The 26,006-nt window shown below is 55.4% G+C and carries 23 protein-coding genes and 1 tRNA gene; 17 read left to right on the top strand and 7 right to left on the bottom strand.

What is annotated here, in order from left to right; all coding sequences use genetic code 11:
* Positions 1 to 63: 63 nt before the first annotated feature.
* From ACHZCX_RS15460 to ACHZCX_RS15450, 3 genes are all read left to right on the top strand, one after another.
* On the top strand, positions 64 to 273 hold the full coding sequence (locus ACHZCX_RS15460) for a hypothetical protein (protein WP_319588100.1): 210 nt from the start codon (positions 64 to 66) through the stop codon (positions 271 to 273).
* A 71-nt stretch (positions 274 to 344) separates the two neighbouring features.
* Positions 345 to 431 (top strand) — tRNA-Leu (locus ACHZCX_RS15455).
* A gap of 457 nt (positions 432 to 888) precedes the next feature.
* Positions 889 to 3,378, top strand: a complete 2,490-nt coding sequence (locus ACHZCX_RS15450; RefSeq protein WP_319588099.1) for a glycogen/starch/alpha-glucan phosphorylase — start codon at positions 889 to 891, stop codon at positions 3,376 to 3,378.
* A 100-nt stretch (positions 3,379 to 3,478) separates the two neighbouring features.
* Here ACHZCX_RS15450 and orn read toward each other — a convergent pair whose 3' ends face one another.
* Entirely contained in the window at positions 3,479 to 4,018 is a 540-nt protein-coding gene (gene orn, locus ACHZCX_RS15445) for an oligoribonuclease (RefSeq protein WP_319588098.1), read from the bottom strand.
* Positions 4,019 to 4,171: 153 nt separating this feature from the next.
* Positions 4,172 to 5,152 carry a class II fructose-bisphosphate aldolase gene (locus ACHZCX_RS15440; protein ID WP_319588097.1) on the bottom strand — a complete coding sequence of 327 codons (981 nt, stop codon included), beginning with the start codon at positions 5,150 to 5,152 and terminating at the stop codon, positions 4,172 to 4,174.
* Positions 5,153 to 5,525: 373 nt separating this feature from the next.
* On the opposite strand from ACHZCX_RS15440, the gene ACHZCX_RS15435 reads away from it, so the two are divergent.
* The 10 genes from ACHZCX_RS15435 to ACHZCX_RS15390 all read left to right on the top strand — a co-directional run bounded on the left by ACHZCX_RS15435 (position 5,526) and on the right by ACHZCX_RS15390 (position 16,517).
* Positions 5,526 to 6,938, top strand: coding sequence for an FAD-dependent oxidoreductase (locus ACHZCX_RS15435; protein WP_319588096.1), 1,413 nt, complete (start codon positions 5,526 to 5,528; stop codon positions 6,936 to 6,938).
* Positions 6,935 to 7,315: a RidA family protein gene (locus ACHZCX_RS15430; RefSeq protein WP_319588095.1), complete on the top strand. Its 381-nt coding sequence runs from the start codon at positions 6,935 to 6,937 to the stop codon at positions 7,313 to 7,315. Before ACHZCX_RS15435 ends, ACHZCX_RS15430 begins: the two co-directional genes overlap by 4 nt.
* 478 nt (positions 7,316 to 7,793) lie before the next feature.
* Positions 7,794 to 8,585, top strand: coding sequence for an enoyl-CoA hydratase-related protein (locus tag ACHZCX_RS15425; RefSeq protein ID WP_319588094.1), 792 nt, complete (start codon positions 7,794 to 7,796; stop codon positions 8,583 to 8,585).
* A 39-nt stretch (positions 8,586 to 8,624) separates the two neighbouring features.
* Entirely contained in the window at positions 8,625 to 9,914 is a 1,290-nt protein-coding gene (locus ACHZCX_RS15420) for a thiolase family protein (protein ID WP_319588093.1), read from the top strand.
* A gap of 63 nt (positions 9,915 to 9,977) precedes the next feature.
* Entirely contained in the window at positions 9,978 to 10,829 is an 852-nt protein-coding gene (locus ACHZCX_RS15415) for a 3-hydroxybutyryl-CoA dehydrogenase (protein ID WP_319588092.1), read from the top strand.
* A 31-nt stretch (positions 10,830 to 10,860) separates the two neighbouring features.
* Positions 10,861 to 11,310, top strand: a complete 450-nt coding sequence (locus ACHZCX_RS15410) for a PaaI family thioesterase (RefSeq protein WP_319588091.1) — start codon at positions 10,861 to 10,863, stop codon at positions 11,308 to 11,310.
* A gap of 180 nt (positions 11,311 to 11,490) precedes the next feature.
* Positions 11,491 to 12,636: an acyl-CoA dehydrogenase gene (locus tag ACHZCX_RS15405; RefSeq protein WP_319588090.1), complete on the top strand. Its 1,146-nt coding sequence runs from the start codon at positions 11,491 to 11,493 to the stop codon at positions 12,634 to 12,636.
* Positions 12,637 to 12,777: 141 nt separating this feature from the next.
* Positions 12,778 to 14,757, top strand: a complete 1,980-nt coding sequence (locus tag ACHZCX_RS15400; protein WP_319588089.1) for a heterodisulfide reductase-related iron-sulfur binding cluster — start codon at positions 12,778 to 12,780, stop codon at positions 14,755 to 14,757.
* A 62-nt stretch (positions 14,758 to 14,819) separates the two neighbouring features.
* Positions 14,820 to 15,590: an electron transfer flavoprotein subunit beta/FixA family protein gene (locus tag ACHZCX_RS15395; protein WP_319588088.1), complete on the top strand. Its 771-nt coding sequence runs from the start codon at positions 14,820 to 14,822 to the stop codon at positions 15,588 to 15,590.
* 9 nt (positions 15,591 to 15,599) lie between these two features.
* Complete coding sequence (locus ACHZCX_RS15390; protein ID WP_319588087.1) at positions 15,600 to 16,517, top strand: electron transfer flavoprotein subunit alpha/FixB family protein; 918 nt, start codon at positions 15,600 to 15,602, stop codon at positions 16,515 to 16,517.
* 110 nt (positions 16,518 to 16,627) lie between these two features.
* Here ACHZCX_RS15390 and ACHZCX_RS15385 read toward each other — a convergent pair whose 3' ends face one another.
* Both ACHZCX_RS15385 and ACHZCX_RS15380 read right to left on the bottom strand, forming a co-directional pair.
* The gene (locus ACHZCX_RS15385) at positions 16,628 to 16,966 is read right to left on the bottom strand and encodes a tRNA-binding protein (protein WP_319588086.1); all 339 of its coding nucleotides are present in this window, start codon (positions 16,964 to 16,966) and stop codon (positions 16,628 to 16,630) included.
* 155 nt (positions 16,967 to 17,121) lie between these two features.
* The gene (locus ACHZCX_RS15380; RefSeq protein WP_319588085.1) at positions 17,122 to 18,093 is read right to left on the bottom strand and encodes a Tim44 domain-containing protein; all 972 of its coding nucleotides are present in this window, start codon (positions 18,091 to 18,093) and stop codon (positions 17,122 to 17,124) included.
* A 217-nt stretch (positions 18,094 to 18,310) separates the two neighbouring features.
* On the opposite strand from ACHZCX_RS15380, the gene ACHZCX_RS15375 reads away from it, so the two are divergent.
* From ACHZCX_RS15375 to hflC, 3 genes are all read left to right on the top strand, one after another.
* The gene (locus ACHZCX_RS15375) at positions 18,311 to 19,198 is read left to right on the top strand and encodes a rhomboid family intramembrane serine protease (RefSeq protein WP_319588084.1); all 888 of its coding nucleotides are present in this window, start codon (positions 18,311 to 18,313) and stop codon (positions 19,196 to 19,198) included.
* A 203-nt stretch (positions 19,199 to 19,401) separates the two neighbouring features.
* Positions 19,402 to 20,523 (top strand): FtsH protease activity modulator HflK, encoded by a 1,122-nt coding sequence (hflK, locus tag ACHZCX_RS15370; RefSeq protein WP_319588083.1) that lies wholly within the window; start codon positions 19,402 to 19,404, stop codon positions 20,521 to 20,523.
* Positions 20,524 to 20,577: 54 nt separating this feature from the next.
* A complete protein-coding gene (hflC, locus tag ACHZCX_RS15365) occupies positions 20,578 to 21,519 on the top strand; it encodes a protease modulator HflC (protein WP_319588082.1) in 942 nt (313 codons plus the stop codon).
* Between the two features lie 121 nt (positions 21,520 to 21,640).
* On the opposite strand, the gene ACHZCX_RS15360 is transcribed toward hflC, so the two are convergent.
* Positions 21,641 to 22,315 carry a hypothetical protein gene (locus ACHZCX_RS15360; RefSeq protein ID WP_319588081.1) on the bottom strand — a complete coding sequence of 225 codons (675 nt, stop codon included), beginning with the start codon at positions 22,313 to 22,315 and terminating at the stop codon, positions 21,641 to 21,643.
* A 341-nt stretch (positions 22,316 to 22,656) separates the two neighbouring features.
* On the opposite strand from ACHZCX_RS15360, the gene ACHZCX_RS15355 reads away from it, so the two are divergent.
* Positions 22,657 to 23,958, top strand: coding sequence for a citrate synthase (locus ACHZCX_RS15355; protein ID WP_319588080.1), 1,302 nt, complete (start codon positions 22,657 to 22,659; stop codon positions 23,956 to 23,958).
* Positions 23,959 to 24,052: 94 nt separating this feature from the next.
* Here ACHZCX_RS15355 and ACHZCX_RS15350 read toward each other — a convergent pair whose 3' ends face one another.
* Both ACHZCX_RS15350 and ACHZCX_RS15345 read right to left on the bottom strand, forming a co-directional pair.
* A complete protein-coding gene (locus ACHZCX_RS15350) occupies positions 24,053 to 25,477 on the bottom strand; it encodes a DUF4139 domain-containing protein (RefSeq protein WP_319588079.1) in 1,425 nt (474 codons plus the stop codon).
* Between the two features lie 69 nt (positions 25,478 to 25,546).
* The gene (locus tag ACHZCX_RS15345) at positions 25,547 to 25,927 is read right to left on the bottom strand and encodes a PilZ domain-containing protein (RefSeq protein WP_319588078.1); all 381 of its coding nucleotides are present in this window, start codon (positions 25,925 to 25,927) and stop codon (positions 25,547 to 25,549) included.
* Positions 25,928 to 26,006 lie beyond the last annotated feature (79 nt).

Genomic DNA, 26,006 nt, shown 5'->3' with positions numbered 1-26,006 from the left:
TTGCAAAACAAAAAGTAAATCCCCGGTTGGCAAGGCTATCCTCGCGACCATGGAGAAGGGGATATGTACCCCAAATTGGAAAAACAAGCAAACAGTTCATGCCCTTCGCCAAAGGCAGAAACCGGACGTTCCTGTTCATTTGTCGACGAGGTCTATATTGTCAGCACTTTTTCTCTGAGCGCCAGAGCCGATCCTGCATTTGAGCAAAAAGCCGGTAAAAATTCCCGATCGCGCACCGTTCATTATTGCCGCCGGCACGCCACCCTCCCTTGAAAACATTCTCCTTTGCCGCCAAAGAATTGCTTGACAAAAGCCCATGAGGCGAGCATATTTGCCGACGCAGTGCCGAAGTGGCGGAATTGGTAGACGCGCTAGGTTCAGGGTCTAGTGGGCGTACGCTCGTGGAAGTTCGAGTCTTCTCTTCGGCACCATTTTGTAGTATAGAGACATACCCCTGAAGTCATTTAACCCCGGAATATCACTTGATTTTCCGGGGTTTTTTTTGCCTTTTCGACCCCTCCTGTCCATTCCCGTCTATTGGCATCCACGATTTAGCGTGGTCCGGCCAGTTTCAAGGCCGAATTGACCAAGCATGGAGGAACGGCTGTCTCGACTGATCCTCTTTACGGTTTCGGCGTAGATAACTTCGGCCGACCGGCTGCCGCCATATCATTTGTGCACTATCAAAACCTTCTATAGTAATTGATTGTTTCCCTCCCGTTTCCAAAATGCGAAGTTTATCTTTACTCCCATCCCGCTTTATTCTGATTGCTCGACAAACAGAGCCGATTGAACAAACCCCATTTGCCGAGCGGAAATTTATCCGCTACAATACGAATATTATTCCGCCTTTCCCCGTCGTTTGATCACTAGCCAGTGGAGGTTTCCATGGACCAGCACGCAGTCACCCCGGCAAATAACCACGCCTACTCCTCCATTTTTCAAGGAACCGGGGTTGAGGACTTCAAGAAGTGTATCCAGCACCATCTGATGAGTTTTCAAGGCCGTGACCCGGATCGGGCCGGCGATCAAGACGTCTACCGGGCTGTGTCCTATGCCCTGCGCGACGTGTTAATGGAAAAATGGATCAAGACCCAAAAGACCTTTTATGCCGGCAAGATGAAACGGGTCTACTACCTCTCGTTGGAATTTCTCGTCGGTCGCTCGCTCGGCAACGCCCTCATCAACATGGGACTGATGGACGAGATCACCCAGGCCTTGGAGCAGTTGGGTTATGACCTGGAATCCTTGCGGGAGTGTGAGGAAGATGCCGCTTTGGGGAACGGCGGCCTCGGCCGCCTGGCCTCCTGTTTCATGGATTCTATCGCCACCATGAAGATTCCGGCCTACGGCTACGGCATCCGCTACGATTTCGGCCTGTTCAACCAAAAGATCGTCGACGGCTATCAGGTCGAGACCCCGGACAGTTGGTTGCGGCTCGGCTCGCCGTGGATGTACGAGCGCACCTCCTTCATGTACCCAGTGCAGTTTTACGGCCACGTTACCGCCACTACCGACAAGCATGGCCGTTACCGCGCCCGCTGGACCAACACCGAGATCGTCATGGCCATGGCCTGTGACATGCTAGTGCCGGGATTCAACAACGACCACGTCATCAACATGCGTCTGTGGTGCGCCAAGGCCTCGCGGGAACTGGACCTGCGTTCCTTCAATGCCGGCGACTATATCTTTGCCGTGGAAAGCAAGGTGAAATCCGAAACCATTTCCAAGGTGCTCTACCCCAGCGACGACATCAGCGAGGGCCAGGAACTGCGCCTCAAACAGCAGTATTTTTTCGTTTGCGCCACCTTCCAGGATATCCTCCGCCGCTATCGCAAGGAAAACGAGACGTTCGACGATTTCCCCAACCAGGTGGCGGTGCAACTCAACGACACCCATCCGTCCATCGCCATTCCCGAACTGATGCGTATTCTGCTTGATGTCGAGGGATTGAGCTGGGAACAGGCTTGGGACATCTGCGTCCGAACGTTTGCCTACACCAACCACACCTTGATGCCCGAGGCCCTGGAAACCTGGCCAGTGAACATGCTGGGCCGGGTGTTGCCGCGCCACTTGGAGATCATTTACGAGATCAACCGGCGTTTTCTGGAAGAAGTTGCCATCCGCTACCCCGGCAACCAGCGCAAACTCCAAGAGATGTCGCTGATCGATGAGGGGCCGGTCCGGCGGGTCCGCATGGCCAATCTCGCCATTGTCGGCAGCCATTCGGTCAACGGTGTCGCCGCCCTGCACAGCGAACTGCTGAAGAACTACCTTTTCCGAGATTTCGATGAGATGTATCCCAACAAGATCAATTCCAAGACCAACGGCATCACTCCCCGACGCTGGTTATTGAAGTGCAATCAGGACCTGGCCCAACTGATCGGCGAAAAAATCGGCTACGACTGGGCGGTCGATCTTGACAAACTCCGCGATCTGGAACCCTACAGTGACGATCCGGCCTTTCATCAACGTTGGCAGGCGGTCAAGCTGGTCAACAAAAAACGGCTGGCTAAAATCATTGCCAGAGATTGCGGTATCACTGTCGACCCGACCTCCCTGTTCGATATCCATGTGAAAAGGATCCATGAATACAAACGGCAATTGCTCAACGTGCTCCATGTTATCCACTTCTACCAACGCCTGCTGACCCGATCCGACGAGGCGATGACACCGCGCACCATCATTTTTGCCGGCAAGGCTGCGCCCTCATACCACAAGGCCAAACTGATCATTAAGCTGATCAATTCGGTGGGTTCGGTGGTTAACAACGATCCCCGAATCGGAGATCGGCTCAAGGTGGCATTCATCCCTAATTACTGCGTCTCGCTGGCGGAACGGATCATCCCGGCCGCCGATCTCTCCGAGCAGATCTCCACTGCCGGCACCGAGGCCTCAGGGACCGGCAACATGAAATTCGCCCTCAACGGCGCCCTGACCATCGGTACGCTGGATGGTGCCAATATCGAGATTCAGGAAGAGGTGGGAGCGGAAAATATTTTTATTTTCGGCATGACCGCCGAGGAGGCCGAGTACGAAAAGAAATGCAAGTCGCGCAAACCCTGGCAGGTTTATGAAAACAATCCGGAGGTACATGCAATTATCGATGCCATTGGCGGCGGCGCCTTCAGCAACGGCGATACCGAGCTGTTCCAGCCGCTGGTCAATGACCTGCTCAGCGAAAACGATCCGTACCTGCTGCTGCTTGATCTCGAATCCTACCTCCAGTGCCAACAATTGGTGGGCGAAGTCTATGCTGACCGGACCACCTGGACCAAACGCTCGATCCTCAACGTGGCCCGGATGGGCAAATTCTCCAGTGATCGAACGATCAAGGAGTATGCGAAAGAAATTTGGGGTGTGAAGGTCGGGGACTGAGAAGGCAGCGGTTGAGGCGGCAGGAGATCGTCTGTAGGGACGGAAAGGAGTAACGAAAAAAAACTGCCTCCCTACAGACCAAACATTCTAACCATTTTCTTCATTTCCTGATAAAGCAGTCGCCGTAATGTTTGAGTTCAGCAATGGACTCGCGAATGTCCTCATGGGCCAGGTGGTGGCATTCCTTGGTGAACTTGGGCAGATTCGGGGCCCAACGCAGGGCCAGTTCCTTGAGGGTGCTGACGTCGATGTTGCGGTAATGAAAATAATTTTCCAACTCCGGCATGAAGCGGGCGAGAAAACGGCGATCATGCCAGACCGAATTGCCACACATGGGTGAAACCCGGTGATCAACCCATAGCTTGAGAAAATCCAGGGTTTCCAACTCGGCCTGGCGGCAGGAGTGGGGGCTCTGGCGGACGCGATCAACCAGGCCCGACTCCCGGTGATGCTTACAGTTCCAGGGATCCATAGCTTTGAGGACCTCTTCCGGCTGGTGAATGGCAATGACCGGCCCCTCGGCGAGGATTTCCAGATGGGAATCGGTAATCACCGTCGCCACTTCCAGAATCTTGTCGACATGGGGATTCAACCCGGTCATCTCCAGATCGATCCACACCAAATTGCCGTCGTCTTTCATTACATTCCGATCCTTTCAACTCCGTCGAACCATGCCGCGCATCCAGCCTTTTGTTGCAGTGGACCACAGCTCGGTGCTCAGTTCAACCTTTTTCCCGTTTTTTGCTGCTGAATCCGCCCCTTGACCCATGGGATGCACAAGGGACGGCCCGGATTATTTAATCCTGCCGGCACTGCCTAAGACCTCACCGTTCTTGTGTATAACCATGGCGATCAGTTCATCGCGCGCCGGTCCGAGATATTTCCGGGGATCGAATTCGCCCGGCTTCTCGGCGAAAATTTTGCGGATAATGGCGGTCATCGCCAGGCGGCCGTCGCTGTCAATATTCACCTTGCAGACCGCTGAAGCTGCGGCTCGGCGCAACTGCTCCTCGGGTATACCGGCGGTGTTGTCCATCTTGCCGCCGTATTGGTTGATCATCTCGACGTGGGTACGGGTGACGGAGGAAGCGCCGTGCAGGACGATGGGAAACCCGGGCACCCGCTTCTCGATTTCCTCTAGGATGTCGAAGCGCAGAGGCGGCGGCTCCTCACCGGGTTGAAGCTTAAACTTGAAGGCCCCATGCGAGGTACCAATCGAAATAGCCAGACTATCAACCCCAGTCTGTTCAAGGAATCGTTCGACCTCCTCGGGCCGGGTATAAGAGGAATGCTCGGCACTGACCTCGTCCTCGATCCCAGCCAACACGCCGAGTTCAGCTTCCACCGTCACCTCGTGGGCATGGGCGTACTCCACCACCTGCTTGGTAAGGGCAACGTTGTCGGCAAAAGAGTGATGGGAGGCGTCAATCATCACCGAGGAAAAGCCGGAATCGATGCAGTCCTTGGCCAATTCGAAGCTGGAGCCGTGATCGAGATGAAGGGCTAGGGGAACAGCCAGCCCGGTCTCTTTGGCCAGTTCCACGGCGGCGGCGGCCATGTGGGGCAGAAAGGCATTGCCGATATAGCTGCGGGCACTGCCCGAGACCTGGAGAATCACCGGCGAGGCTGACTTGGCGCAGCCGACAACGATAGCCTGCAATTGCTCCATATTATTAAAGTTGTACGCGGGAACCGCAAATCGCTCCACCATGGCCTGCTGAAACATGGCCTTGGTGTTGACCAGCCCGAGTTCGGTAAAATGATATTTTTTCATCGCGCTCTTCTCCGGGAGGAAAGGAAACTGGGGGGAAACAGGGCAAACGGCACATAGCCAAAATCACCTTTTCAAGAAATCTTGCCAAAGAATACACTAAAAAAGGGCAAGCGTTGATGGAAAATAGAGAGTTTTTTCCACATCTGCTGAAAAGAACCCGGAAACGTCTGTTACCGGGGGACAATTCCCTCCCCCCCTGGCCGCCGCCCTTTACGCTGACTTCTGAAAAAATAGAGTGGTCAACCCTTTAGAAATATGGCAGAATTACAAAAGAATCAGCGAAAAAATTGACCGACCCTCCTTCGCAACCACTGTGGAGCCAGAGAAACCAACAGGCCGTCCTGCCTCCTCCCCGGCAACCAATTGGAGATGTATGACCACAGCCAAAAATGGGCCGACCTATGATGTCATTATCGTCGGCGGCGGACCGGCGGGACTGTTTGCCGCCTACTACCTCAGCGAGCATTCCTCGCTCCGGGTGCTATTGATCGAAAAAGGCAAGGCCCCCTTGAAACGCGCCTGCCCAATCGGCGAGCGAGGTTGCAGCCATTGCCAGCCCTGCAACATCCTCTGTGGCATTGGCGGTGCCGGGCTTTTTTCCGACGGCAAACTCAATTTCATCCACAAACTGGGCAAGACCGACCTGACCCAGTTCCTCGGCACAGCTGAGGCCTGTTCTCTGATCGACGAAACCGAGGCCATTTTCAACCGTTTCGGCATGGACGGTCAAATCTTTCCCACCGACATGGAGGCAGCCCGGTCCATCCGTAAAGAAGCGCGGAAAAACGGCATCGACCTCCTGCTCATCAGACAAAAACACCTGGGCAGCGACAATCTGCCGCGGCACATCGAGGCCATGGCCCGCTCCATCGAGGCAAAGGGGGTGACCTTTCACCACTCCGAATCGGTCAAGGACATCCTCGTCCGAAAGGGCCGGGTGACCGGTGTGGTAACCGAGCGAGGCACCTACCGGGCCGCCCACGTCATCCTGGCGCCGGGGCGGGTCGGGGCCGAGTGGGTGGCCGGAATAGCAGGCCGCAACTCCATCCGGGTCTCGCAGCGTGGCATTGAGGTTGGGGTGCGGGTCGAGGTGCACAATGAAATCCTCCAGGACCTCTGTTCGATTATTTACGACCCGACCTTTTTTATCCGCACCTCCAAATACGACGACCAGACCCGCACCTTCTGCACCAATTTCGGCGGCTATGTCGCCCTAGAAAATTACCAGGATTTTGTCTGCGTTAATGGCCACGCCCTGATGGACCAAAAATCGGAGAATTCCAATTTCGCCTTTCTTTCCAAGGTGGTGCTGACCGATCCGGTGGAAGACAACCAAGCCTACGGTGAGTCCATCGGTAAACTGGCAAGCCTGATCGGTGGAGGCAAGCCGATCCTGCAACGCTACGGCGATCTTAAACGCGGCCGGCGATCCACTTGGAACCGCATCCGCAACAGCACCATCGAGCCTACCCTGAAAAATGTGATCTGTGGCGATATCGCCATGGCTCTACCGGAGCGCATCCTCACCAACCTGGTCGACGGCCTGGAGCAACTCAACCAGATCATCCCCGGCGTCGCCAACGACGAAACCCTGCTCTATGCCCCGGAAATCAAATTCTTCGCCACCCAGGTGGAAACAGACCACAACCTGGAAACCTCTGTCCAAGGGCTTTATGTGGCCGGCGACGGTCCCGGCGTGGCCGGCAACATCGTTTCCGCTGCGGCCACCGGCCTTATCTCGGCCAAGGCGATCATCGGCACCTGCCATAAGGAGCACCTCCCATGAAACGGATCCCCGTACAAACCAACAAGGCCCCTGCAGCGATCGGTCCCTATTCCCAGGCGATCGCCACCGATTCCCTGCTGTTCACCTCGGGAGCCATTCCGATTGACCCGCAAACCGGCGCCATCCCCGCAGGCAGTATCGAGGACCATGCCCACCTGGTCTTCCGCAACCTTGGCGCCATTGCCGAGGCAGCGGGAACCCGTCTGGACAGAGCGGTCAAGGTGACCGTTTTCCTGACCGACATCACCCATTTTGGGCGGGTCAACGCGGTGTACGCCCAATATTTCACCGAGCCTTACCCAGCCCGTAGTGCTTTCCAGGTGGCCGCCCTGCCCCTCGGTGCGGCCATTGAGGTGGAGGCAATTATCGCCTTGTAAACTCGTCAGCCCCCACCCCGTTCCTTCCCTTTTTTCGGCAAGGCGACCAGAACCTTTGCCGTGGTGACCAGATCGTAATAGTCCGGCGTTGCCCGGACCCGGCTTCCGCCCAGCAATGACTACCACAGGGTGCCACTGGCACAAGTCCTTGACATGCCCCACGGCTTCCGCCTTATACCTCTTCAACGGTCAACACCTTAACTTTACTGTTGAATGACGACGTGACGCCTCTACCGGGGTTGGAAAAAATGTTTGACAGCCCGACTCTTTTACAATAGACAGTACGCTGTTTACGTTTCCGCCCTTGCACCGGGCAACCGGGCGCTCTGCCGCCTTCTCGAGACATACAGAATCCGAGCATGCAAAAGTGTGTCTCAGTGGCTGCGGAACGTGAAAGCAACCATCCTTTTACCCTTGAGACAAATCGCCATCCCCAATCCAAGCGATCTTATCATAACTCTGAAATAAGGAGCAAACGGTGGCCTATTCATCCCTTGACCTCACCATCGCCGACGGCATTGCAACACTGACCTTCAACCGCCCCAAGGCTCTCAACGCCCTCAACACCGCCCTGCTTGAAGAACTTGTCGATGCCCTTAACAGCATTGGCAAGGACGAAACCATCCGGGTATTGATCTTGACCGGAGCCGGGGAAAAATCGTTTATTGCCGGGGCTGACATCACCGAAATCGCTACCCTGACACCGCTTGGTGCCAAAAGATTTGCCCAATTCGGCCAAGATGTCATCAGCAAACTACAGGGATTGGCCATTCCGGTCATTGCCGCAGTCAATGGATACGCCCTGGGTGGCGGTTGTGAAATGGCTCTGGCCTGCGACTTCATCTATGCCTCGGAAAAAGCGATCTTCGGTCTGCCCGAAATCACTTTGGGCGTTATCCCCGGGTTCGGCGGCACCCAACGGCTCCCACGCCTGATTGGCGCCAATCGGGCCAAGGAAATGATTTTTACCGGCAAACACCTGACGGCCACCGAGGCCAAGGAGATCGGCTTGGTCAACAAAACCTTTGCCCCGGAAGAACTCATGCCTGCAGCCGTCGAGGTTGCCAAGACTATCGCCGCCAAAGGTAAGGCCTCCCTCTGTGCGGCCAAACAGACGGTCAGCCAGGGTTTGAACGCTGACCTGGCCACCGGGCTCGGCATCGAGCGTGACGCTTTTGCACTTTGTTTGGCCAATGCCGATGCCAAGGAAGGAACAAGCGCTTTTCTGGAGAAACGCAAACCGGTCTTCAAGGGCGACTTGAACGGCTGACAAGAGATCGTGGAATTGGAATATAGGAGCGAGAGGTCTATGAACGAGGTTGTGATTGTAAGTGGATGCAGGACTGCGGTCGGCGCCTTTGGCGGTAGCCTGAAAAATACGCCCGTGGTCACCCTAGGAGCAGCCGTCATGCGCGAGACCTTGCGCAAGGTGGGACTCCGGCCAACAGCAAGCACTGACATGCTGGCGGTAGCGCCGAACAAACTCAAGGATCAGGGCACCATTGAGCTGGAACAGAAATATGCGGCCTGGGACGCAGCTGCCACCGAAATCACCTTGGATGAGGTGATCATGGGGAATGTCCTCCAAGCCGGTCAGGGCCAGAACACCGCCCGCCAGGCCATGGTTCAAGCCGGAATCGCCAAGGAAACGCCAGCTTTCACCATCAACAAGGTCTGCGGCTCCGGCCTCAAGGCCATCGCCTTGGCTGCCCAATCGATCATGACCGGACAGGCCGAGGTAGTCCTGGCTGGCGGCCAGGAAAATATGTCCATGGTGCCCATGGCCCTGCCCAAGGCCCGCTGGGGCTACCGCATGGAGTTAACCGGGGTCGGTGAAGTCTATGACCTGATGGTCTACGACGCCCTGTACGAAATTTTCTATGGCTACCACATGGGTGTCACCGCTGAGGCCATCGCCAAACTCTACAACATCAGCCGCGAAGATCAGGACCGCCTCGCGGTGCTCAGCCACGCCAGGGCGATGCAGGGTATCAAGGATGGCCTGTTTACATCGGAGATTGTGCCGATTCCGGTTCGGTCCGGCAAGCAGGAGATCCTCTTTGCCCAGGACGAACGGCCCATGGAGACCTCCATGGAAAAGATGGCCAAACTGAGACCTGCCTTTGCCAAAGACGGCTCGGTCACGGCCGGCAACGCCTCGGGCATCAACGACGGCGCCGCCGCCGTGCTCCTGATGAGCGCAGCGAAGGCCAAACAGCTGGGCTTAAAGCCCCTGGTGACCATCGAAGGGTTTGCCTCCGGTGGCCTGGATCCCGCCTACATGGGACTGGGACCGGTTCCGGCCATCCAAAAGGCTCTGAAGCTCTCCGGGCGTCAACTCGGTGATATCGACATGATCGAACTCAACGAGGCTTTCGCCGCCCAGGCCATCGGTTGCATGCTCGAACTGGGGATAGATATAGACAAACCCAATCAGTTGGGCAGCGGTATTTCCATGGGCCATCCGGTTGGGTGCACCGGCGCCCGCCAGATGGTCACCTCCATGTACCAGATGCAACGCCAGCAGTATGCCACCGGCTTGATCAGCATGTGCATCGGCGGCGGCATGGGTATGGCTATGGTGATCAGCAGCAAGTAATCATCCACCGGATTCGGTATACCGGCCGGTTCAACAGGTCTTCAGGAAAGGGAGAGAGCAACAATGGAAGTGAAAACATTCGGCGTGATCGGCGCCGGCCAGATGGGCAACGGCATTGCCCAGGTTGCAGCGGCCAGCGGCCTGTCCGTCATCATGAATGACATCAAGCAGGAATTTGTCGTTAAAGGCTTGGCCAACATCGCTAAGAACCTGCAGCGCAACGTCGACAAGGGTAAACTGGCAGCCGCCGAGAAGGACGCGATCCTTGCCCGGATCAAAACCAGTGTCGATTTGAAGGATATGGCCGCTGCCGATTTCGTGGTCGAAGCTGCCTCCGAAAACGAGGTCATCAAATTCAAAATCTTTGAGAACCTGGAAGCAATCTGCGCGCCGCATGTGATCCTGGCTTCCAACACCTCCTCCATCCCCATCGGCCGGATTGCCTCCCACACCAAGCGGCCCGACAAGGTCATCGGTATGCATTTCATGAATCCGGTGCCGGTGATGAAGCTGGTGGAGGTCATCTGCGGCCTAGCCACCTCGGCCGAGACCCTGGAGACCACCTTGGCGCTCACCAAGCGCATGGAGAAAACCCCGGCCCAATCCAATGATTTCCCGGGATTCATCGCCAATCGCATTCTCCTGCCGATGATCAACGAGGCGGTTTTCTGCCTCTACCATGGGGTCGGCACCAAAGAAGACATCGACACGGTGATGAAACTGGGAATGAATCATCCCATGGGTCCGTTGGCCCTGGCCGATCTCATTGGTCTCGACACCTGCCTGGCCATTATGAATACCCTGTACCAGGGATTGGGCGATTCCAAGTACCGCCCCTGTCCGCTGCTCCGCCAATATGTCGAAGCCGGTTGGCTGGGACGCAAAAGCGGCAAGGGCTTTTACTCGTACGAATAACAACCTCCGCATCTCCGCAAAAGGGCGATCAATGCGCGAACCGGCGTTTCAGGATCAGTACCCCGATGATTATGCCTACTGCTATGGCTGTGGGCGGCTGAACACCCAGGGGCACCATCTGAAAAGCTATTGGGACGGGGAGGAAACGGTCTGCCGCCACACCCCGGACCCAAAATTTACCGGCGGTTTTCCCGGTTTTTTGTACGGCGGCATGATTGCCTCGCTGATCGACTGTCACGGCGCGGGGACGGCTGCGGCAGCCAAGGCCAAGGCAGACGACAAACCGATCTCGCGCTTTGTCACCGCCTCGCTGAAGGTGGATTATCTGGCGCCGACGCCAATTAATACGGAACTGGAGGTTCGCGGCAAAGTAGTGGAGATCAAGGGCCGCAAGGTTATCGTCGACATGACGGTAACCGCTGCTGGCACCATCTGCGCCACCGGTACAGTGGTGATGGTGCAGATTAAAGATCAAAAGTAAGGCGTCGAATGGAACGGCGAAAACGGTGCGCATCCCGTGATGCACCGGCAAGACGGGATTCCGGCAACAGCTCACCTGGGCGGGTGAGCGGCCGACATGGGGTGCTGATCGTCCCTCCTCAGAGAGAAGATCAGCGCCAATCTCAGAAGACAACACAGACAAGCTTGGGGAGTAGAGCACATGAATTTCGAGTTGACTGAAGAACAAAATCTTATCCGTGATATGGTCAGAAGTTTTGCCGAAACTGAAGTCGCTCCGTCGGCGCGCGAGCGTGACGAAGAAGAACGTTTTGACCGGGCTCTGATGTATGATCGGCTCGGCGAACTGGGCCTGACCGGTATTGTTTTCCCGGAAGAATACGGCGGTGCCGGCGCCGATTACATCAGTTATGCCATTGCCGTTGAGGAACTGTCCCGTGTCTGCGGGTCAACCGGCGTAACCCTGTCGGCTCACCTGTCCCTCTGCGCCAACCCTATTTACATGTTCGGTACCGAAGCACAGAAACAAAAATTTCTGGTGCCGCTGGCCAAGGGTGAAAAACTCGGCGCTTTCGGCCTGACCGAGCCCTCCGCCGGCTCCGATGCAGGCGGCACCAAAACCACCGCCACCCGCGACGGCAACGACTGGATCCTCAACGGGTCCAAGATCTTCATCACCAACGCCGGCGAGGCCGAGACCTATGTCGTCCTGGCCCGGACCGACAAATCAGCGGAAAAACATCGCGGTATCAGTGCCTTCATCGTCGAAAAGGGCACCCCAGGCTTCTCTTTTGGCAAGAAAGAGGCCAAAATGGGTATCCGTTCCTCACCCACGATGGAGCTGGTATTCGAGAACTGCTGTATTCCCGGCGACAATCTGCTCGGCCAGGAAGGCCAGGGGTTCAAGGTGGCAATGAAAACCTTGGACGGCGGCCGTATCGGCATTGCCGCCCAGGCTCTCGGCATTGCCCAGGGCGCTCTCGACGCAGCTCTCGCCTACACCAAAGAGCGCGAGCAGTTCAACAAACCGATCGCCGCCTTCCAGGGCGTTTCCTTCCAGCTGGCGGACATGGCCACCCAGATCGAGGCCGCCCGCCTGCTGATCTATAACGCCGCCTATCGCGCCAGCGCCGGTCTTTCCTATTCCCAGGAATCGGCCATGGCCAAACTCTTTGCCTCTGAGACCGCAATGCGGGTCACCACCCAGTCGGTCCAACTCCACGGCGGGTATGGGTACACCCGGGAATTCCCGGTCGAGCGAATGATGCGCGACGCCAAAATCACCGAGATCTACGAGGGCACAAGTGAGGTCCAGCGCGTGGTTATCGGTGCCGCATTGACCCGATAACCCGCCGAGGTCGCTCAGTGCGATCTCGGCACCTAACCTGTTGATGAGAAACGAGAAGAGAGTGTCGGCGCAAGCTGCCTCTCTTCTTCTGTAAAAGCATGGAACACGACGTTTGCTTGTGTGAAGGAAGGGGGAGGCTGGATGGAGTTTACCCGTGAAATATATTGGAATGTCGGTCATGGGTTCACAACCTTGGCGCCCATGTACGGCCTGTTGCTGGTGGCCTTGACTGTCTTTGTGTTCGGATTTCTCAAGCGAATCAAGGTCTACCGCCTCGGGCAACCTTTGGACCGGACCAGCCAGCGGGGAGAACGGATCAAACAGATGCTGGAGAATGTGCTCCTGCAGACCAAGGTGTTCCGAGTTCCGGGTTCGGGAACAGCGCATGCTCTCTTTTTCTGGAGTTTTTTCGTCCTTGTTATCGGCACCTCGCTGATTGTCGCCCAGGCCGATTTTACGGATCTGTTCTTCGGGGTCAAGTTTCTCAAGGGAACCTTTTACAAACTGTTTTCCCTGACGCTCGATCTCGCCGGCTTGGTGGCCATCATCATGCTGGCTGGCCTGCTGGTGCGCCGTTATCTGGTGCGTCCGGAGGGGTTAGTCACCAAGGGCGATGACGCCCTCATGCACGGGCTCTTGTTCGCCATTCTCATCACCGGTTTCCTCATCGAGGGCGCCCGGATGGCGGTGACCGAGATGGGCACGCCCCTGGCTGGCTGGTCACCGGTCGGACTGGTGGTCGCCAAGCTGCTTACCGGTGTTGGCGAACCGGGTCTGCGCACCCTGCACATCGGCCTCTGGTGGTTCCACCTCCTGCTGGCGCTCGGTTTTGTCGCAGTCATCCCCTTCTCTAAATTTCGCCATATCGTCACGACCAGCGCCAATGCCTTTTTGGCCGATCGTGGCCCCACCGGCAAACTGACCACGGTCAACCTGGAGGACGAAACCACCGAAAAATTTGGTGCCAACGAACTGACCGATCTGCGCTGGAAGGACATCTTCGACGCCGATGCCTGCACCCTGTGCAAACGCTGCCAGGACCGCTGTCCGGCCTATACCACCGGCAAACCATTGTCGCCGATGCAACTGGTCAACCAGATCGGCGAGATCGCCTTTACCAATCCGCAGGTCAATCTCATCGACACCATCGGCCGCGAAGCCATCTGGGCCTGCACCACCTGCCGGGCCTGCCAGGACATTTGCCCGGCCTCGATCGAGCATGTGGGTAAAATCATCGAGATGCGCCGCAACCTGGTGCTGATGGAAGGCGAATTCCCTGGCGATGAGGTCATGGCCGCCATGGAACAGACCGAGGTCAACGGCAACCCGCTGGGTATGGGCTATGCCTCCCGCGGCGACTGGGCCGTCGACTTAGGCATCAAGACGCTGGCCGAGGATTCCGAGGCTGATCTGCTCTACTTTGTCGGCTGTTACGCCTCCTTTGATAAACGCAACATTGCTGTGGCTAAAAGTTTTGTCAAACTCTGCCAGGCCGCCGGGGTAAAGATCGGCATCCTGGGGAAAGAGGAAAAATGCTGCGGCGAGCCGATGCGCAAGATGGGCAACGAATACCTCTATCAAACTCTGGCCATGGAGACGGTGGAAATTATCAAGGGGTATGGCGTCAAAAAAATCGTCACCACCTGCCCCCACTGTTTCAACACCCTGACCAAGGATTATCGCGATTTTGATTTTGATATCGAAGTCCTGTCTCATGCTGTTTTTCTCGAACAATTGATCGCCTCCGGCAGGTTGCCGATCAAGGCGGAAAACTTTGCTTGCACTTACCACGATTCCTGTTATCTGGGTCGACATAACGACATCTACGATGCCCCGAGAAACCTGATTCGAGCAGCTGGGGGGCAAATCACCGAAATGGCCAAGCACCGTGATCAGGCCTTCTGCTGCAGCGCCGGCGGTGGGCGAATCATGGCCGAGGAAAAGCTCGGCGAACGGATCAACATCAAACGGATACAGATGGCGGTGGCCACCGGGGCCAATCAATTACTGTCCAACTGCCCTTTCTGCCTGACAATGTTTGAGGATGGCGTTAAGGGCGCCAATGTCGAGGAACAGGTACGACCAAGAGACATTGCCGAGGTTCTTGCCGAAAGGTTGTGAGAATCGCCTGCGTATCAAAGAGTAAAATAAATAATATCTAGTCTGACTGCTGGAGGAGAGCGATGAAAATACTGATCTGCATCAAACAGGTTCCGGACATGGAATCCAAATTCAAGATCAACGGCGAGGGCAACTGGTATGATCGGGCTGACCTGGCCTGGCGCATGAACGAGTACGACGAGTATGCCGTCGAGCAAGGCGTACGCCTCAAGGAACAGGTGAAGGATGCCGACCTGACCGTGCTCTGCATCGGCCCGGATCAAGTGACTGAGACCATGAAGAAGGCCTTGGCCATGGGTTGCGACCGCGGCGTGCACATCGCCGACGCCGAATCCTACAAGCGGGAGCCCATCGAAATCGCCGCAATGATCGCCGGCTTTGCCAAAGACAAGAACTTCGATATCATTTTCACCGGTATGCAGTCGCAGGACCGGGGCAGCGCTCAGGTGGGCGTCATGGTCGCTGAACTGCTCGGCATCCCGGCGATCACCACCATTGTCGGCTTTGCCTTTGACAACGGCACCGTCCAGGTCAAGCGTGAGCTGGAGGGCGGCAGCAAGGCCTTAGTTTCGGCCACTACTCCGGTGGTGCTCACCTGCCAGCTGGGACTGAACACACCGCGCTACCCCACCCTGCCCAACATCATGAAGGCCAAGAAAAAGGAATTACTGAGCTTGGCACCAGATACCGGCGGTATTGGTCCGCGTCAGGAGACGGCAGCCTTCTATTTCCCGGAGAAAAAAGGCGGCGGCCTTGTGCTTGAGGGCGACGTCGCCGAACTGGCCGACAAATTGATCCAATTGCTCAAAGAAAAAACCGGCGTTTTGGCCTAGGAGACACCAATGAAAACCTTACTTGTGGCGGAATTCCGGGAAGGAAAACTGCGTGCCGAATATACCCAACTCATCGCCTTTGCCCAACAACAGCAGACCGAAGCTGCCATGTTTGTCGTCGGCAGCAGTGCCGAGCTGCCCCTGTTCAACGGCACCCTCTATCTGGCGGATGCTGCCCAATACGGCGAATATAACCCCACCGTGCATAAACAGCTGCTCCTTGAGGTCATCGCCAAGGAACAACCGGAGCAGATCGTCTTTCTGCACTCATCCTACGGCTGGGATCTCGCCCCCCGAATCGCCGTGGCTCTTAAGGCCGCCCAGATAGCCGAGGTCGTCGCCATTGAGGAGGGCTTGCCGGTCGTCCCTGTGTGCAATGCCAAACTGCGGCGGAAGGTCAGAGTGACAACCGCCCAAACTGTCCTGACCCTCCAAGCTGGGGCCTTCGGCCTGGACGAGGAGCCAACCGGCACTCCGACGGTCACATCAATTGAGACGGGTGCCAGCGGCAAGGTGCAGTGCACCGGTTATGAGGCGGCAACGATTGGCGGTGTTGACCTGACCAAGGCCGAGGTGATCGTCAGCGCCGGCCGCGGTGTGGGCAAGCCGGAAAACGTTGCCATGGTGCAAGCTCTGGCACAGGCTCTGGGCGGCGAATACGGCGCCAGCCGGCCGGTGGTCGATTCCGGTTGGGTGGACCACAATCGCCAGGTCGGCACCACCGGCAGCACAGTCACTCCAAAACTTTATATCGCCTGCGGCATCTCCGGCGCGATCCAGCACCTGGCCGGAATGAAAAAATCCGATTTCATTGTCGCGATCAATACCGACAAGGATGCCCCCATCGGTGAGGTGGCCAATGTCCTGGTGGTGGCCGATCTCAAACAGTTTCTGCCGGTTCTGACCGAAAAGCTCAACGCCCGGTAGAAAAGACATCCCCAGCATCTTTCCCCACGTACACTTCGCCGCACCCTTCGCGCAGACTGCTGCCAGTCTGCGCGATTTTTTTTCACATTCCCTGCCTGCTTCCGTATTCTTCACAACATTTTTGCTCCAAGAGGCACCGGACCGTCCGGTACACAGAGAACAACCTCCTTGCTCTCATTGTGAAAACCGGTGATCAGACACTCGGACATCACTGGCCCTATCTGTTTCTTCGGGAAGTTAATCACGCCCACGACGTACCGACCGATGAGCTCTTCCGGTTGATAGAGGGCTGTAATCTGAGCGCTTGATTTTTTCACCCCGATCTCCGGCCCAAAATCGACGGAGAGGACATAGGCAGGTTTGCGCGCCTCGGCGAAGACTTCCGCCTTGGTGATTTGGCCAACCCGGAGTTCCACCTTGGCAAAATCGTCCCAACTAATGGTTTCCATCTTGCTTCTCCTACTGGAGCCGTCGCAGAGAACGGAAGGACCACAGGCAAAGGTTTCGGATTGATGGCACGGGCGCACTGTTCCGTGGTAACAAAAAGAGCCGCTTCCTTTGGCGGGAAGCGGCTCAATCAACCATTCAATGCGGGTAAGAAAAATCAGGAGGCCACGACCTCAATGCCTTCCAGTTTCCAATTTTCAGTGCGAAGCGGTCGAGCCCAAGTCCACTTTTCGGCAAATTTCACCGGTTCGGTCATACTGCCTTCCACTAAGGCGCCAGTTTTTTCATCAACGGTGTAATCAAGCAGGTTAGCGGTGAAGAGGACGGTCAAAAAATCCTCGCCGTTGTCGCTACCGGCATTCACTATCTCGACCTTGCGCACCGCAATGCTTTCCAGCTTATTGAGGTGCCCCTTGGCCTTCATTTCAGCAAAATGGCGATCGTATTCTGCCGCCAATTGGCTGCCGAGCAAATGACTATAGGCGGTAAGATCGCGCCGCATCCAGCCAGCCTGCACCTTGAAGAAAACATCCGAAGCCACTTCCAGAAAATATTTTTCATCAAACCCCGGATCGTTGAGACGAATTTCAGCGAGGCCCTGCTCAAGTGTGTTAGTTGCGCCAAGAGGGGCCACGGGCGGCACTGGTGGCACAGGAGGCATTGAACTGCCGCCAAATTGACCAGCTCCTCCCTGAAACAGGTTGGGGGCCGAAGGCGGTTGATAACCAGAATTGGAAGGGGCCGCTGGTCGATTGGCAAAACGCTTGTACAGAAAATAGCCCACACCGCCCAGGAGTAAAAGCGGCAAAATCCCCATGCCGCTGCCACTGGCGCCAAAGAGACTGCCAAAGAGCATCCCTCCGATGGCGCCACCAAGAAGACCGCCCATCAGCCCACGCCCGAAACCGCCGGGTTGCTGTGGCATCTGCTGCTGCCTTTGCTGGCCGAACTGGCTGGGTGACGACTGGGGCACCGGCGGGGGAGAAGGCCGGCTGGACGGACTGCTGAACGAGCGGCCACCGGACTGAGAACGTGCGTCGGCAGAATCAGCTGTTATCCCAGCCTCCATAAAGGTCAGCGTCAAAAAAACAAGGAGAAAGGGGGTACATCGTTTCATAATTACAAGCATGGTTATTCTTCCGTAAGTACATTAGGGGTTAGTCGAATCTGATCCCGCCAGGACAGGCTGGGCCGTGCAAACCACCTGCCAGCCCTGTCAACGCTTAAGTTAAATTACTTTAATGATGGCTTCCTTATTGTCAAGACGTTCCGGGTGACAACACCGGTGCCTTTTTCAATAACGCCGTTCACGACTTGGATCGTGGACTTGATCGAAGAGCAACCCCATGAATAATGAAGACCTGCACGAGAATGATCTGATCCCAATAGCGAATGGTCCTTCTGGCCAGTTGGATACGCTGTCGTTGGTGCTCTCGGCTGTGGGCATTGATCATTGGCAAGATCATGACACCGGCCGCTTGCTGGTGGCCGCAGACGATGTTCCGTCTGCCCTTTATCACCTGAACCAGTATCGCCAGGAAAACCTCAACTGGCCGCCCCCACCTCCTTTGCGCCAGAGCTTGTCGACACAGGCCCTGCCCACTCTCCCCCTGATGGTTCTGCTCGCTCTTTTTTTCGCTCATACCGGTCCGTGGTCGTCGGGAAGCGCCTGGTTCGCGCAGGGGGCAATCGACAGTGCGGCTATTCTCAACCACGGCGAATGGTGGCGGCTGATCACGGCCCTGACCCTCCATGCTGATCTTTCCCATCTTCTCGGTAATTGCCTCATTGGTGGCCTGGTCATTGATTTGCTCGGCCGGATGATCGGCTATGGCCAATCCTGGTTGTTCGTGATTCTCACCGGTTCAATCGGCAATCTCTGCAACATCGTCTTCCGGCAACACCCCCATCTCTCAGTGGGATTTTCCACCTCGGTCTTCGCGGCCATTGGCCTTTTGACCGGCCTGCAACTGGGTAAATCTTCGATCCGCTCCTACAAGGAATTCCTGCTGCCTTTGGGTGCGGGTGCGGGCCTCCTGGCTTTTCTCGGCAGCGAAGGGATACGGACCGATCTGGGAGCGCATCTTTTCGGCTTTTTCAGCGGCATCGGAGGAGGTTGGCTGGGCGGGCGGACCGGCTTGGTTGAGCGGTTCCAGGCCCCTGCACTCCAGGGCCTGCAATTATTCCTGGCGCTGGCCCTCCTCATCCTTGCCTGGATATGGGCACTTCGCTGAAGAATGGCCCACACTGGCACGGCCAATGATTGCAGGGGGAGGAAATGTTGGATTAGCTCCAATCTTGTTTGACCTTACCGGCTGCAGTGCATACTATAAGCCCTGTTAATCTCTCGCCGCCTTGCATGAACCTTTATAATCATCATTGTTCTGCGGCCGTCTTGATCAACCAACTTGTTACAGCAACCGATGGAGCCGTATTCATGCCGATGAACGAACAACCGCCCTGGGGCAAGAAAAAGAGCCCTTCCGGACCGGAAGATCTGCTCGCCGTTCTTATCCAAAAGATCAGAGACTTCTTTGCCGAAAAGGGGCAGAAATCAACACCCGACAGATCGGGCAGTCCGCCACCCGAAACACCACCCAACCTTCTTTCCGGTGCGGGTAAAATTATTGCGATCGTCGCGGTAGCCCTCCTCTTGCAAACTGCCTTTTCCAGCTTTTACACCATCAAACCGGGTGAAGTCGGAATCGTCCTTCGCCTCGGCAAGTACAACCGAACATCTCAATCCGGGCTGCATTTCAAAGTGCCGTTCCTCGAAGAACTGTCGAAAGTCGATGTGGAAAGCGTCCGAAAAGAGGAATTCGGATTTCGTACCCGCACTCCAGGTGTCAATTCCTCCTTTGACCGGAAAGGGTTTGGCATGGAAGCACTCATGCTCACCGGCAACAAGGATGTCATTGAGGTTGCCTGGATCGTCCAATATAAGGTGAGCGACCCAGTCAAATTCCTCTTCCAAGTTCGTGATGTCGCCCAGATGGTTCGTGACGCTTCGGAAACGGTCATCAAACGAATCGTCGGCAATATGGATTTTGATTACGTCCTCAGTAATCGTGAACTTCTGGCCGCCAATTCCAAACGGGAATTACAGAGTCAGATCGACAGACTGCAATGCGGCATCACTCTTGTCACCATCCAACTGCTTGATATCAACCCGCCCGAACAGGTGAAACCGGCCTTCAACGAGGTCAACGAAGCGGACCAGGATATGAAACGGCTGATCAACGAAGCAGAGGAGACCTACAATAAGGTTATTCCCAAAGCTGGCGGTAGCGCCAAGCAGATTATTGAAGAGGCCCGAGGCTACGCTGCGGAGCGAATCAATCGGGCCAATGGCGAAACCAATCGGTTTAAGGCGATCGTCAAAGAGTACCAGGGGGCAGAAGAGGTCACCAGGCAACGGATGTATCTTGAGGCCATGCAAGAGATCATCCCCCGCGTCGAGCATGTCTATATTATGGACAAAAACCAGCAGAATATCTTTCCGCTGCTCGACCTTACCAGGAAAACGGGCAAAGAGCCGCCCGTGATCGAGACGAAATAATCACGTCCCTTGCGGGTCTCCCTGTTCTTAGAACTCTTTTAGAGATACGGCCAAATGCAAAAAATACTCCGTTTCATCATACTGCTCATCATCGGCGCCGCCACCATTACTCTTTGGGACGGCTTCTTTATCCTCCCCGAGGGCCAGCAGGCCGTCATCACCCAATTTGGAGCACCGGTCGGTAACTCGCTAACCGAAGCCGGGTTGAAATTCAAAACACCCTTCATCCAGCAAGTTCAGTATTTCGACAAAAGGGTCTTGACCTGGAACGGTGATCCCAACCAGATCCCGACCAATGACAAAACCTTCATCTACATGGAGAATACCGCCCGCTGGCGCATTGCCGACCCTTTGCGATTCCTTCAGGCCGTCGGTACAGAAAAGAGGGCGATGTCCCTGCTCGACGACATCCTCGATGGGACGGTGCGGGATCTGGTCAATAAAAACAACCTGATCGAAATTATTCGCAGCTCGGACTGGTCACCGGATTTCATGGCAGCAGTCGTCGAATCACGAGACATGGTCCTTCCCCCCAAGGTGGGCAGGGACAAAATCAGCCAGATGGTGCTGGATGATGCCTCAAAAATTACACCGCAATACGGCATCGAGTTGATGGACATTATGTTCAAACGGGTCAACTACATTGAATCGGTCCGTTTGAAGGTGTATGACCGGATGATTTCCGAACGGAAACGGATCGCGGCAGAAAAACGCTCGACCGGTGAAGGCCGCAAGGCGGAGATCCTGGGCCGGGTAGACCGTGAGTTGCAAGAAATTACCTCAGCGGCCCAGAGGGAAGCCACCGAAATCCGTGGCAAGGCGGATGCCGAGGCTACGCGGATCTACGCGCAGGCCTATTCGAGTCATCCCGAATTCTATGCCTTCCAGAAAAGTCTGGAGAGTTACCGCAACATCATCAGCAAGAACTCCTCGTTGGTGCTTTCCTCCGACTCGGACCTTTTCCGCTACTTGGATAATCAAAAGGCTCGAAAGTAGCAGGGAAAACATCGTTCTTCCTTTTTGCACAAAAAAAGAGCCGGGAGCTAAGCCCCCGGCTCTTTTTTTGTGTATGTGGTCCAAACGGATCGGCATTTCCACACGGGCGGACACGGTCTTTTTACTCGAAAACAGTCTCCGGTCCGTCCCCGGCAAAGCTCGGTCGCTGCTCCGGGGAATAGGGTATTCTCCCCCGCTCCTCCAGAAGTGCCTCGAATTGTAGCAGTTCCACTTCCGAACCAATCGAATCCAGACCCAATTTTTCATAGCGGCAGTCGCAATAAATAAGCTGCCCACCACACCAGGGGCAAAGTTCCACCGGACACCCCAGCTCGTGCAACTCACCGGCTACGGCATGGCAGGCCGGACAGATATCCTCATCCATCTGCAAGGGTTCATAAATCGGCAAGGTTTCAGGCGAAGCACAGACCACCTTAAAGGCCTCAGCGCTGTCATAACCAAAAAAATCAAGGAGCTCCTCGGCCAAATACCCATCGGTCATGCTGCCTTGGAATTCCAGCCCTTCGCTGGAGAGAAGATAGAGATACTGCCTCTGGGGGGTTATTGCCGCCAAAAGAAAAAGCCCGCGCTGACGGTTGACCACCCGGATTTCCCGAATCCAATCATCCTGCGCATCCGGCATATGGCTATAAAATTCATGCAACAGGGCTAATGCTATTCGGTCCTCTCGGTATATATCAAGCACATCTTCGGCCTCGATCCGATCGTTTTCGGGCACGGCATACTCCATGGCCTCTCGAATCGCTCTTCTTGTCTCTTCCACATTCTCTTGCATCGTCTTCCTTTCTTCAGGTTTTGCTTATCTTCCCGGTGCTCGTGTCCCTCTTCCGGCAGTCCCCTCTCCGGCCCCCATCGCCAAGAGCCCGCCTTGAATTTCAAAGCTAAATGCGATAAGGTGGGACCCTGAAGGTATTCGGGGAGCGTCACCGTGCCGGGCATACGCCCGAGTGCCCTCCCAAGAGTACGGAACAGGAAACAGGACGCCATTTCTGTTACTTTAACCAAACCGCGCCACCCGTGCATTCTTTTTCAACGATTTGACGCCAACTACCGATGCACGGATCACGCATCCGGCTCAACCTCAGTTCCTATCATCCCTGCAGGAGGATGCCATCCATGTCTGAAAACTTGTTCGACCAAACAGCGGAACTGACCATCGACGGCACCACCTACCATTTGCCTATCCTCGAGGGGATTGAGGGTGACCGATCGATCGATATCCGCGACTTGCTCCGCGATACCGGATGCACTGTTTTTGACACCGGATATAAAAACTCTGCCTCTTGCAGCAGCACGATCACCTTCCTGGACGGCAAGAAGGGTATCCTGCGCTATCGCGGATACGACATCGAGGACCTTGCATCGAGATGTCTGTTCATCGAGGTTGCCTACCTGCTGCTCCACAACAAGCTGCCGAACCGCGACGAATTAGAGAGTTTCCGGACCCTGCTCGAACATCATGCCCTCATCCACGAGGACATGGTCCATTTCTTTGACAAATTTCCGCCTAATGCCTCACCGATGTCGATTCTCTCGGTGATGGTCAACAGTCTGCACAATTTCTACCCCGAAATGAGCGCCGATCCGCTGGAAAATATTGACATGACCGCCAGCCGTCTCATTTCCAAGATCAGAACCATTGCCGCTTTTTCGTACAAGAAATCCATCGGCCAACCCCTAGTCTATCCACGCAACGATCTTAGCTACTGCGGTAATTTCCTTAACATGATGTTCAACACCCCGGTCAGACCGTATATAGTTCTGCCCGAGGTCGTCGCCGCCCTCAATAAACTGCTGATCCTCCATGCAGATCACGAGCAGAACTGCTCGACTTCGGCGGTCCGACTGGTCGGCAGTGCCGGCGGCAACTTGTATTCCTCTATCTCGGCAGGCATCAATGCCCTGTGGGGACCGCTCCACGGCGGCGCCAACGAAGCGGTTATTCAAATGCTCGAGGCTATCCATAAAGATAACAACGACTACAAAAAATATATTGCCAAGGCTAAAGACAAAAACGATCCTTTCCGCCTCTCCGGATTCGGCCATCGGGTGTACCGGACCTTTGACCCCAGGGGTACTATCATCAAGGATGCCTGTGACGGTATTCTGGGAGTACTCAACTTTAAGGACCCACTTCTGGATATCGCTAGGAATCTCGAGGAAATCGTGCTCAACGACCCCTATTTCGTCAGCCGCAACCTCTACCCCAATATCGATTTCTATTCAGGAATCATTTACCGGGCTCTTGGTATCCCCACCAACATGTTCACCGTCATGTTTGCCCTTGGGCGGCTCCCCGGCTGGATTGCCCAGTGGAAAGAAATGCGCGAGGATCCGGAAACCAAAATCTATCGTCCTCGCCAGATCTACATAGGCGCCCCGCCCCGCAAATTTGTCCCCCTGGCTGAACGAAAGTGAACGGTTTGCTCACCTATCCTCCACAAAAAAACGGATCGTACCTTATCAGGCACGGTCCGTTTGCTTGATCCAATATTCCCGCTAAAAATCGCTCTTAATATTTCACCCTGACTCTGTAGGTGAGAGTAGTGGTCTCCATGGGCGGCACGGCCACCAGCCAAGAGGCGGTGTGTGCGGCTTCCTTGACATGCTTGACCGATTCGCTCAAGATTTCCCAATCGCCAGGAATGGGCTCTTGCACCTTCACGATGACCTGCTCTTTTTTCGCATTTTTCAATTGAATTGCATATTCGCTTTCAAAGGCGTAATTGGCAGAACCAATGCCCTTGAGCTTCTTGAAATCCGACTGCTGCTTATCAGCCGTCACATCAAAGGCGTCGCCGAGGTGAAGGCGGAGCAATTCCTTCTCTGGGGTGTGATCGATTTTGTCCTCACCAACAAATTGGAGGAATCCGCTGCCGTCTTTTTTATACACCCGGACCACACCGGCAGGGACGGGTTGCCCCAGACCTGATTCTTTGTCATTTTTTAACTCAACAAAGACTCCCACCTTCATTTTACGCCCGATCTCTCCAGCCTGAGAACTGAAATAATAGTCCTGCCCCTTGAGCAAAAATTCCTTCCGGCACCCAACACCATCGGCCTGAAGCAAGGCTACCTGCTTTTTCTGATTCTCGCCGAGGGTGGTCGGGCGGCCGAGGGTGTAGAGGTGGTATTCGAACATCGACTCTTCCGCCATAGGTTTGGGCGCAGGAGCCATACCGGCAGCCATGGCCTCCATCCTCATTGCCCGCGGTTCCATCTCCCGCTGCACCATATTGACGTCACCGGCGACCAGCTGCAACCGCGCCTGCGGATATTGGGCGCCGCTTTCATTGGTCAACGTCACCCATCCGCTCAGATTGAGATGATCGTCCGTCGCATTGAGTTCCGCCACATAATCCGCTTGCCAGGACAAGCCTCCGGTCAGATAGGACAGTTCGACATCCCTGGCGCCCGCCGTGGCGCTTTCGACCTGCATGGTCAGCGTGGGCCGGTCACGCAGGGTGCCGGGAACGTCTGGATAGATCAGCCGGCCGCTCACCTCGGTTTCAATTTGATTGCCGACCTGCAGCACCACGCCGTTGCCGGCGCTGAGTACCTTGGCATGGACGGATTGCTCTTCGCCGGTGGTGGGATGGCGCCTGCTCATGGTCACTTCGCGCCCCACATATTTTTGCAGCAGGGATTGCGGGGTCAGGAGGTCATATTCGAAGTTCTGTTCTAAAACAGCCACATCCCCGCCAGTCATCAAGGCTGTTTCCGGTTTGATTTTGGCGCTCACTTCACGAAAAGCCAGAATTTGTATGCCTGCGGGAAGGGTGATGGCTCGACGATCTTTGATCAGGGCCAGATTCTTGTTATAGATGGTCACGCTGACCGATTGCTGCTCCCTGGCACTCACAGCTATTTCATCACCTGCCTGCACCGATCCCCAGCAGCAGAGAAAAGCTGCAGCCAAAACAAGCGCTTTTTTCATTCAATTCTCCATGAGAAAAAAAAAGGATACCTGCAGAACAGCGCACTCTCTTACAAAATGGAAATTAAATCAGTTTTCGGTAACCGTATTGCAGGCAATGAAGTCTTCGATCCGAGCCAGTTGCTCGCTGGACAGAGAACCGAATCGTATACTGAGTCGTTTAATCCTGAGAAGACTAAAGATCGAGGCGGGAACAGTCTGTACCTCGCTGACAAAAGAAACGGGAATTTTAGGCAGATAGAAGTGGGGTTCGGCTATAAAGATGTCAAGGTGGGAAGGGATGACCGGTTCTTTCTCAAAAACAGCAAAATGGAATGAAAATCCGCCTTTACTGATGTCGAAGATGGTGCCGGAGTCTTCGCCGAGAAAGGCAAAGGTCTCACTCTTGACCCGGTATCGTTTGTGACGCCGCCGCTCGACGCCACCGGAGGTTTGCGAATTCAATTCCATGGGGGAATGTTTTCCAACCTGTCATTTTGTTTTACCGGCATTAAAGTTCCGGCAGTATTCCAACACCAGTTGCCATCGT

It is taken from the genome of uncultured Desulfobulbus sp., assembly GCF_963662935.2.
Taxonomy (GTDB): Bacteria; Desulfobacterota; Desulfobulbia; order Desulfobulbales; family Desulfobulbaceae; genus Desulfobulbus.
The sequence above is the reverse complement of the archived record's forward strand: the minus strand, read 5'-3'. Positions and strand labels throughout refer to the sequence as shown.